Source organism: Larkinella knui, from assembly GCF_003858645.1.
Taxonomy (GTDB): domain Bacteria; phylum Bacteroidota; class Bacteroidia; order Cytophagales; family Spirosomataceae; genus Larkinella; species Larkinella knui.
On record NZ_RQJP01000009.1, the window covers coordinates 1 to 8,337 of the forward strand.

The window sequence follows — 8,337 nt, forward strand, 5'->3', positions numbered from 1 at the left end:
GGATGGTGGCAAGGGTGCGGGGGAACACCTCTTCCCATACCGAACAGAGCCGTTAAGCCCCGTTACGCCGATGGTACTGCCGTCACTGGTGGGAGAGTAGGTTGCCGCCACCACAGATTTAATAAGGTACCCATCTCCTTAAAAAGAGATGGGTATACTTTTTTCTTTTTGATTTTTTATAAAAGGTTTACCTTTGCATATCGGGGTGTAGCGCAGCTCGGTAGCGCGCTACGTTCGGGACGTAGAGGTCGTGGGTTCGAATCCCGCCACCCCGACATATATAAACTTGATAATCATGCGTTTTGGATTGATATCTTCTAATCTTTGGTGGCGTTCTTCTTCAATTGAAGTTGAACAGTCAGCGCATGCTTTGTAAAACCTATATTTTGGTTCTTTCAAAAGCCCACTGTTCAAACCAGTGGGCTTTTTTTGTTTTCTAACCATCTACCTTTCAATCATGATTGCTCCATCTGAAGATCAAAAATCGGTATTTAAGGTAACCAGCACTTACCGCAAGATGCTGGCGGATACGTTAACTCCAGTTAGCATTTATCTGAGAATCAGAGATAAGTTTGTCAATAGTATCCTGTTGGAAAGTTCTGATTACCACGGGAACGACAATAGTTATTCATACATCTGTTTTGACCCGGTTTCGAAGTTTGAATTTGATGGCCAATCTATCCAAATCACCTATCCTAATGCCTCTTCAACATCCTTGGAGATTGCACCCAAAGATGATCTGTTAGCTGAGATTGAAAACTTCAGAGCCAGCTTCCAGTATCAAAAGTTTCCTTTCCCTTTTATAACTAACGGCCTTTTTGGTCACATTGGCTATAACGCTGTCCAGTTTTTTGAAGACATTTCCTTAAAAGCCACTGGCGCCGAAAATGACGTCCCGCTGGCGGTTTATCAGGCGTTTCGTTACATCATTGCTATCAATCATTTTAAAGACGAACTCTATCTTTTTGAGCATTCCTATGCGGAAGAAGATCAGGAGCCGGTTTCGGATAACCTCGATTACATCGAATCTCTGATTAAAAACCGCAATTTCCCGGCCTATTCCTTTCAAACTACCCAAGACGAAAAATCGAATTTTACTGATCAGGAATTTTTAGAAATTATACACAAAGGAATTGAACATTGCCACCGGGGTGATGTATTTCAGATTGTACTTTCCCGCAAGTTTTCTACGGCTTTTCGGGGTGATGAATTCAACGTGTACCGCGCGCTTCGGTCCTTGAATCCTTCGCCTTACCTCTTCTATTTTGATTACGGCAATTACAAATTATTTGGCTCGTCGCCGGAAGCTCAAATTGTCATTAAAGGCTCTAATGCGATTATCTATCCTATTGCCGGTACGTTTCGCCGGACGGGTAATGATGTAGCAGATGCGGAACTGGCGCAAAAACTCCATAACGATCCGAAAGAAACCGCTGAACACGTCATGCTCGTTGATCTGGCGCGAAATGATCTAAGCCGCAATTGTAAAACCGTAAAAGTGGAGACTTTTAAAGAGGTTCAATATTACTCGCACGTTATCCATCTGGTGTCAAAAGTGGTGGGTGAACTGGATGAAAACACAAAACCGCTGCGGATTGTGGGCGAGACGTTTCCGGCCGGAACGTTGTCGGGAGCACCCAAACACATGGCCATGCAACTGATTGACCGGTATGAAAAAACGAGTCGTGGGTTTTACGGCGGCTGCATCGGCTTTATGGATTTCAGTGGCGATTTCAATCAGGCTATTATGATTCGGACGTTCCTCAGCAAAAACAACACCTTGCATTACCAGGCCGGCGCGGGTATTGTGGCTAAATCTGACCCGGAAAGTGAATTACAGGAAGTTCATAACAAATTGATGGCATTGCGGACGGCCATGAAACAGGCAGAAACAATTTAAAACAACGGTTTTATGAAAGTGCTGGTTATCGATAATTACGATTCGTTCACCTACAACCTCGTCTACATCCTGCGCGAGTTGGGACATACCGTTGATGTTCGTCGCAATGATAAAATTACGGTTGAGGAGGTTGATGCGTATGACAAAATTTTGCTATCGCCCGGACCCGGAATTCCGTCCGAAGCGGGAATTATGCTGGAAGTTATTCGCACGTATGCACCTACCAAAAGCATTTTAGGGATTTGTCTCGGTCATCAGGGAATTAGCGAAGCTTTTGGCGCGACGCTGGAAAACATGACGGATGTCTACCACGGTGTGGCGCATCGGACATTTGTGGAAAATAGCACCGAACGCTTATTTAATGGATTGCCGCATGAATTGCTGGTGGGTCGCTACCATTCCTGGACGGTCATTCCCGAAAGCCTTCCGGCGGAGCTGACGGTTACGGCGGTCGATGAAGCAGGCCGGGTTATGGGCGTGGCCCACAAAAAATACGACGTTCGGGGTGTGCAGTTTCATCCGGAATCGGTGTTGACTCAGCACGGAAAACAGATGCTGGAAAACTGGTTGAACGCATGATGCTGGATTCTGTCGTTCCTTGGGGCCGATCGCTTGGTGAATACCGGCGCATGTTCAATTTGACCGAAGCCGATTTGACGAAAACTATCCTCGGCGTTGGTGATGGCCCGGCCAGTTTTAACGCTGAAATGACGGCATTGGGACATTCGGTGGTTTCGATCGATCCGGTTTATGCTTTTTCGACGGATGAAATTGCAGCCCAGATTGAGAAAACGTACGGTACGGTTGTTGAGCAAACCCGAACCAATGCGGCTCAGTATAACTGGACGGATTTTCGGGATGCCGACGATTTGGGTAAACAGCGAATGAAGTCGATGAATTTGTTCCTGGCTGATTACGAAACCGGGAAGCTGCAAGGTCGCTATCGGACCGAATCCCTGCCACTGACTTCATTGCCCGACCAGTCGTTTGAGTTGGCGCTCTGTTCGCATTTCCTGTTTCTGTACTCGACGCATTTGTCGGAAGAATTTCATAAACAGGCCATTAATGAATTGTTACGCGTAGCCGATGAGGTACGGATTTTTCCGTTGTTGGATTTAAGCGGTCAGCTTTCGCCGTATGTAAATGCCGTTTCGGATCATTATTGGGAAAACGGATTTTCATTCGAACTGGTAGATGTACCGTATCATTTTCAGAAAAATGGCAACCAAATGCTTCGCATCAAAAAATAAAGATCGCATCCTATTTCTCTTGACCCATGAAAGAAATCCTGAATCACCTGTTTGAATACAAAACCCTTACTAAAGAAGAAGCCCGTCGGGTGTTGATTGGCATTAGTACCGGACAATACAATACCTCGCAGATTGCCGCTTTTCTGACGGTTTACATGATGCGGAGTATTACCGTCGAGGAACTGGAAGGGTTTCGGGATGCGATGCTGGAATTGTGTCTGGCCGTCGATTTGTCGGAATACGATGTCATGGATCTGTGCGGAACCGGTGGCGACGGCAAGGATACGTTCAATATTTCAACCTTGTCGGCTTTTGTCGTGGCGGGTGCCGGGCAGCGGATCACGAAACACGGCAATCACGGCGTTTCGTCGATGTGCGGATCTTCGACGGTTATGGAATTTCTGGGCTACCGGTTTACCAACGACTACGATGTGCTGCGGAAAAAAGTCGAAACCGCCGGTATTTGTTTCCTGCACGCACCGCTCTTTCACCCGGCGATGAAAAACGTTGGACCAATTCGGAAAGAATTGGGTGTAAAGACATTTTTTAACGTTCTGGGGCCGATGGTGAACCCCGCTTTCCCGAAAAAACAGCTCGTCGGCGTGTTCAGTCTTGAATTAGCGAGATTATATGCGTATCTTTATCAGCAAACGCCCAAGCGGTTTATGATCCTACACGCTCTGGATGGCTATGATGAAGTGTCGTTGACCGGCGCCTTCAAGACGATCACCGCACACGCTGAGCAAGTGCTGACTCCGCATCAAATCGGCTTGCCCCAACTGTTGCCTGAACAATTGGCCGGGGGGAAGTCCGTCGAAGATTCTGCCCGTATTTTTATGAATGTGTTGAACAACGAAGCGACCTCGGCCCAAACCGATGCGGTTGTTGCAAATGCCGCTATGGCGTTGGTAGCCGCCGAACGGGCCAAAACCGCTGAGGAAGGCATTCAATTGGCGCGGGAGTCGCTGGAAAGCAAACGGGCGTTGGACAGTCTTAAAAAATTACTGGCTGCCTGAAGCCAAAAGTGAATTAAATCGGTTTGAAGAGAGAGTATAAAGTACAATACCACCGGATTAACGAATAGAATGGACGTACTTGAACGGATTATTAAGCGCAAGCGAACAGAAGTAGACCATCAAAAAACCGTAGTATCCCAACGGGAGCTGGAACAACGACCGCTTTTCAACCGGCAGCCGTTGAGTGCTTACGACGCCCTTCGGCGACCCGGTTCGTCGGGCATTATTGCCGAATTCAAGCGAAAATCACCTTCCAAAGGTATTATCAATGACCAAGTTCCGGTGGCCGAAACCACGGCGGGTTACGTCCGCGCCGGTGCTGCGTGCCTGTCGGTTTTAACGGATGAGCCGTTTTTTGGCGGAACGTCCGACGATTTGATGCAGGCCCGGCAGGCCAATCCGTCCACCCCCATTATTCGGAAAGACTTCATCATCGATCCATACCAGATTGTGGAAGCCAAGGCGATCGGGGCGGATTTTATTTTGCTCATTGCCGCCTGCCTGACGCCCGAACAAGTTCAGGAGTATAGCCAGGTAGCCCACGATTTGGGCCTGGAGGTCCTGCTCGAAGTTCACGATGAAGAGGAACTGGCCAGCCATCTGACCGAAACCGTCGATCTGGTGGGCGTCAATAACCGCAATCTGAAAACGTTTGTGACCGATCTTTCAACGTCCGTGCGGCTTTCTTCACTGATTCCGGATTCGTTCGTCAAAATTTCCGAAAGCGGTTTACAACAGGCGGAATCCATTCTTTCTCTCAAACAAGCCGGTTTTCAGGGTTTTCTGATTGGCGAGACGTTTATGAAAACCGCCAACCCGGCTTTGGCTTTGCAGCAATTAATCGACGAATTGAACCAGTTGCATCCATTATCTCAAAAACAATATATCGTATGAAAGTAAAAGTCTGTGGAATGCGGGATTCCGACAACATCCGTGATTTGCTCGCCCTGGCACCCGATTTTATGGGATTTATTTTTTACGACAAATCGCTCCGATTTGTTGGTGAAGATCTGGACGCCGACTTGTTGAAGTCGTTTCCGCGCAGCACCAAGAAAGTGGGTGTATTTGTGAACGCCAGCCCGGATTACATCCTGCGCAGCGTGAAAAAGTACGACCTGCAATACGTTCAGCTGCACGGAACCGAAACGCCCGATTTCTGCCGGAACCTGCGGAACCGCGGTGTGAGCATCATCAAAGCGTTTTCGGTTGACGAGTCGTTCAACTTCAGCATGCTCAACAATTACAAACCGTCCTGCGATTTCTTTTTGTTTGATGCAAAAGGCGATCAGTTTGGCGGCAACGGAATCTCGTTCGATTGGAGCCTGATGAATCGGTACGACAATGACAAACCGTTTTTTATCAGTGGCGGTATTGACGCAGAAAGCCTCGACGAACTGGACAAACTCAAACACCTGAAGCTCTACGGCGTTGATGTCAACAGCAAGGTAGAAATGAGTCCTGGTCTGAAAGACATTGAATTGGTGAAAGCGATTATTACCGGATTAAAACCCATTGAAGAGGAAGAAACCGTAGCCTAATCCGCATATTGATAGACTATATACTTATTAGAGACGGCATTTTGCCGTCTTCCAGGCTTTTCTGCCTCATTTAAATAGATCGTAACCGACAGATTGCACGACTTGAAGGAAATCGCTGCGATCAGAAAGTTACTGCATACTTGTTTTTGAGTACAATGGAAACTACAGAAGTAAAATCAGCTTTTCAGGTCGACGAACGGGGGTACTACGGCACATTTGGTGGCGCCTTCATTCCGGAAATGCTTTATCCAAACGTAGAGGAACTGCGTCAAAACTATCTGTCTATTATTACCGATCCGGCTTTTCAACAGGAATGGCGGGATTTATTAACGGATTATGTCGGTCGTCCAACGCCCCTTTTTCACGCCCGGCGTCTGTCAGCCGCTTACAATACAACGATTTATCTGAAACGGGAGGACCTTTGTCATACCGGTGCTCATAAAGTGAACAACACCGTCGGCCAGATTCTGGTGGCCCAGCGATTGGGTAAAAAACGGATTGTTGCCGAAACCGGTGCCGGCCAGCACGGCGTTGCTACGGCAACGGTTTGCGCGCTGATGGGTCTGGAGTGTATTGTTTATATGGGTAGCATCGACATGGAACGCCAGAAACCCAACGTCGACCGGATGCGGATGCTGGGGGCCAAGGTCGTTCCGGCCACGAGCGGAAGCCAAACCCTCAAAGATGCGACCAACGAAGCCATGCGCCACTGGATCAACAACCCGGTTGATACGCATTACGTGATCGGTTCGGTTGTTGGGCCGCACCCCTATCCCGACATGGTGGCCCGTTTTCAGTCCATTATTTCCGAAGAAACCCGGAAGCAGTTGCTGGAAAAAACCGGTCAGGCCAATCCGGATTATGTCATTGCCTGCGTGGGTGGAGGAAGTAATGCCGCCGGGGCTTTTTATCATTATCTGGACGAACTGTCGGTTAAACTCATTGCCGCCGAAGCCGCTGGTCAGGGTGTCGCGTCCGGTCATTCTGCCGCTACGACCGCTTTGGGTAAACCCGGTATTTTACACGGAAGCAGTACCATCCTGATGCAAACGGAAGACGGTCAGGTGGTTGAACCGTATTCCATCTCAGCCGGGTTGGATTACCCCGGTATTGGTCCGTTGCACGCTCATTTGTTTGCGTCCGGCCGCGGTTGGTTTTATGCCATTACGGATGAAGAAGCCCTGGAATCAGCCTTCGAGCTAAGTCGCCTGGAAGGAATCATTCCGGCCTTGGAGTCATCACACGCGTTAGCCTGTTTACCAAAATTAAAAGCGCGCCCGGACGAAACCGTGGTTATTTGTCTTTCCGGACGTGGCGATAAAGATTTAGCCGCCTACACGACTCGTCTTCCCCAATAACCATCACTCCTATACTTTACTGTTCCGCCAGGTAAGAGCTGGTGGGAAAGCATTCCATTTCCTAAAAAATACCGCCATGAACCGCATTACTGAATTGTTTCAAAAGAAATCCGAACAGATTCTGAACGTTTATTTCACCGCCGGTTTTCCCCAGTTGCACGACACGGCGCCTATTTTGGAGACGTTGCAGGAAGCCGGTGTCGACTTGATTGAGATCGGAATGCCGTATTCCGACCCGGTCGCTGACGGAGAAACCATTCAGCAAAGCAATCAGAAAGCCCTAAACAACGGGATGTCATTGCGGATTCTGTTTGAGCAACTTCAGGGAATTCGGCAGAAAGTACAGGTTCCTATTTTATTGATGGGGTATTTAAATCCAGTCGTTCAGTTTGGTGTGGAAGCTTTTTGCCAAAAATGCGCCGAGGTTGGAGTCGATGGAATCATTGTGCCGGATCTTCCGATTGATGTGTACGAACGCGATTACAAACACATATTCGAACAGTATGGAATTCAAAACATATTTCTGATAACGCCCCAAACCACTGAAAACCGGATCCGGCAGATTGATCAGCTAACCAATGGATTCATTTATATGGTTTCATCGGCCAGCACGACAGGCTCGCAAAAAGGGATCACCGACGAAATGAAAGCCTACTTTAGCCGGATCGAAGCGATGAAGATAAAAAATCCGCGTCTGATCGGCTTCGGAATACAAGATTATTCCACCTTTCATACAGCCAGTCAGTATGCCAATGGAGCTATTATAGGCAGTGCTTTTGTCCGTTTGCTGGAAGAAAATCAGAGAAATAAGACAGCAGCGATCCATGATTTTATCCGTTCAATCCGGTTCCCGGAAGCACAGGAAAAAATAAATTCAGCCCTTACGGTCTAATAGTCAGTACTGTAGAAAGTATTCTACATTTATTTTCGAGGGAGGTCTTGACAATGGGGGAAAAAATGCGGTACTTTGCAGTCCCAAATCGGGGAAAGGCCGTAACGAAACGGATGCTAACAAGTTGGTTAGTAGCCACTTAAGAAGCCCAGGCAAAGAAACCAGTCTAAAAATATTTTTTATTTTTTCTTTGCATTCTTAAAAACAACCGTTACCTTTGCAGTCCCAAATCGGGGAAAGAGTTAAGTAGAAATAGCATACCGATTGAAACACCCCTTTTTCGGGATCTTCAGTCACCAGTTTCCCAACGGGGAAATGTGTTCTTTGACGTAGTGGACAGAAGTACCAAAACAACCAATTCGACGACATAACAGCACAACTGT

8 protein-coding genes, 1 tRNA gene and 1 rRNA gene are annotated in these 8,337 nt (G+C 47.7%); all 10 read left to right on the plus strand.

Translation table 11 applies throughout. From position 1 onward, the window contains the following. The first annotated feature begins 1 nt into the window (after nt 1). The 10 genes from rrf to trpA all read left to right on the plus strand — a co-directional run bounded on the left by rrf (nt 2) and on the right by trpA (nt 7,954). Nucleotides 2–113, plus strand: a 5S ribosomal RNA gene (gene rrf, locus EHT87_RS31035). Nucleotides 114–201: 88 nt separating this feature from the next. After that, nucleotides 202–275: transfer RNA gene (locus EHT87_RS31040), tRNA-Pro, on the plus strand. 182 nt (nt 276–457) lie between these two features. After that, a complete protein-coding gene (locus EHT87_RS31045) occupies nt 458–1,900 on the plus strand; it encodes an anthranilate synthase component I family protein (RefSeq protein WP_124910701.1) in 1,443 nt (480 codons plus the stop codon). A gap of 12 nt (nt 1,901–1,912) precedes the next feature. After that, complete coding sequence (locus tag EHT87_RS31050) at nt 1,913–2,479, plus strand: anthranilate synthase component II (RefSeq protein ID WP_124910702.1); 567 nt, start codon at nt 1,913–1,915, stop codon at nt 2,477–2,479. Continuing rightward, a complete protein-coding gene (locus EHT87_RS31055) occupies nt 2,476–3,150 on the plus strand; it encodes an SAM-dependent methyltransferase (RefSeq protein ID WP_124910703.1) in 675 nt (224 codons plus the stop codon). Before EHT87_RS31050 ends, EHT87_RS31055 begins: the two co-directional genes overlap by 4 nt. Nucleotides 3,151–3,176: 26 nt before the next feature. After that, nucleotides 3,177–4,166 (plus strand): anthranilate phosphoribosyltransferase, encoded by a 990-nt coding sequence (gene trpD / locus EHT87_RS31060; protein ID WP_124910704.1) that lies wholly within the window; start codon nt 3,177–3,179, stop codon nt 4,164–4,166. A gap of 69 nt (nt 4,167–4,235) precedes the next feature. After that, the gene (gene trpC, locus EHT87_RS31065) at nt 4,236–5,060 is read left to right on the plus strand and encodes an indole-3-glycerol phosphate synthase TrpC (RefSeq protein ID WP_124910705.1); all 825 of its coding nucleotides are present in this window, start codon (nt 4,236–4,238) and stop codon (nt 5,058–5,060) included. Further along, a complete protein-coding gene (locus EHT87_RS31070) occupies nt 5,057–5,704 on the plus strand; it encodes a phosphoribosylanthranilate isomerase (protein ID WP_124910706.1) in 648 nt (215 codons plus the stop codon). Before trpC ends, EHT87_RS31070 begins: the two co-directional genes overlap by 4 nt. A gap of 155 nt (nt 5,705–5,859) precedes the next feature. Further along, nucleotides 5,860–7,062, plus strand: a complete 1,203-nt coding sequence (gene trpB, locus EHT87_RS31075) for a tryptophan synthase subunit beta (protein WP_124910707.1) — start codon at nt 5,860–5,862, stop codon at nt 7,060–7,062. Nucleotides 7,063–7,138: 76 nt separating this feature from the next. Beyond that, nucleotides 7,139–7,954, plus strand: a complete 816-nt coding sequence (trpA, locus tag EHT87_RS31080; protein ID WP_124910708.1) for a tryptophan synthase subunit alpha — start codon at nt 7,139–7,141, stop codon at nt 7,952–7,954. Nucleotides 7,955–8,337: the final 383 nt, after the last annotated feature.

Bases quoted from the DNA above. Each gene is read 5' to 3' on its own strand.
- EHT87_RS31045 (WP_124910701.1), top strand. From the start codon at position 458: ATGATTGCTCCATCTGAAGATCAAAAATCGGTATTTAAGGTAACCAGC.
- EHT87_RS31050 (WP_124910702.1), top strand. From the start codon at position 1,913: ATGAAAGTGCTGGTTATCGATAATTACGATTCGTTCACCTACAACCTC.
- EHT87_RS31055 (WP_124910703.1), top strand. From the start codon at position 2,476: ATGATGCTGGATTCTGTCGTTCCTTGGGGCCGATCGCTTGGTGAATAC.
- trpD (WP_124910704.1), top strand. From the start codon at position 3,177: ATGAAAGAAATCCTGAATCACCTGTTTGAATACAAAACCCTTACTAAA.
- trpC (WP_124910705.1), top strand. From the start codon at position 4,236: ATGGACGTACTTGAACGGATTATTAAGCGCAAGCGAACAGAAGTAGAC.
- EHT87_RS31070 (WP_124910706.1), top strand. From the start codon at position 5,057: ATGAAAGTAAAAGTCTGTGGAATGCGGGATTCCGACAACATCCGTGAT.
- trpB (WP_124910707.1), top strand. From the start codon at position 5,860: ATGGAAACTACAGAAGTAAAATCAGCTTTTCAGGTCGACGAACGGGGG.
- trpA (WP_124910708.1), top strand. From the start codon at position 7,139: ATGAACCGCATTACTGAATTGTTTCAAAAGAAATCCGAACAGATTCTG.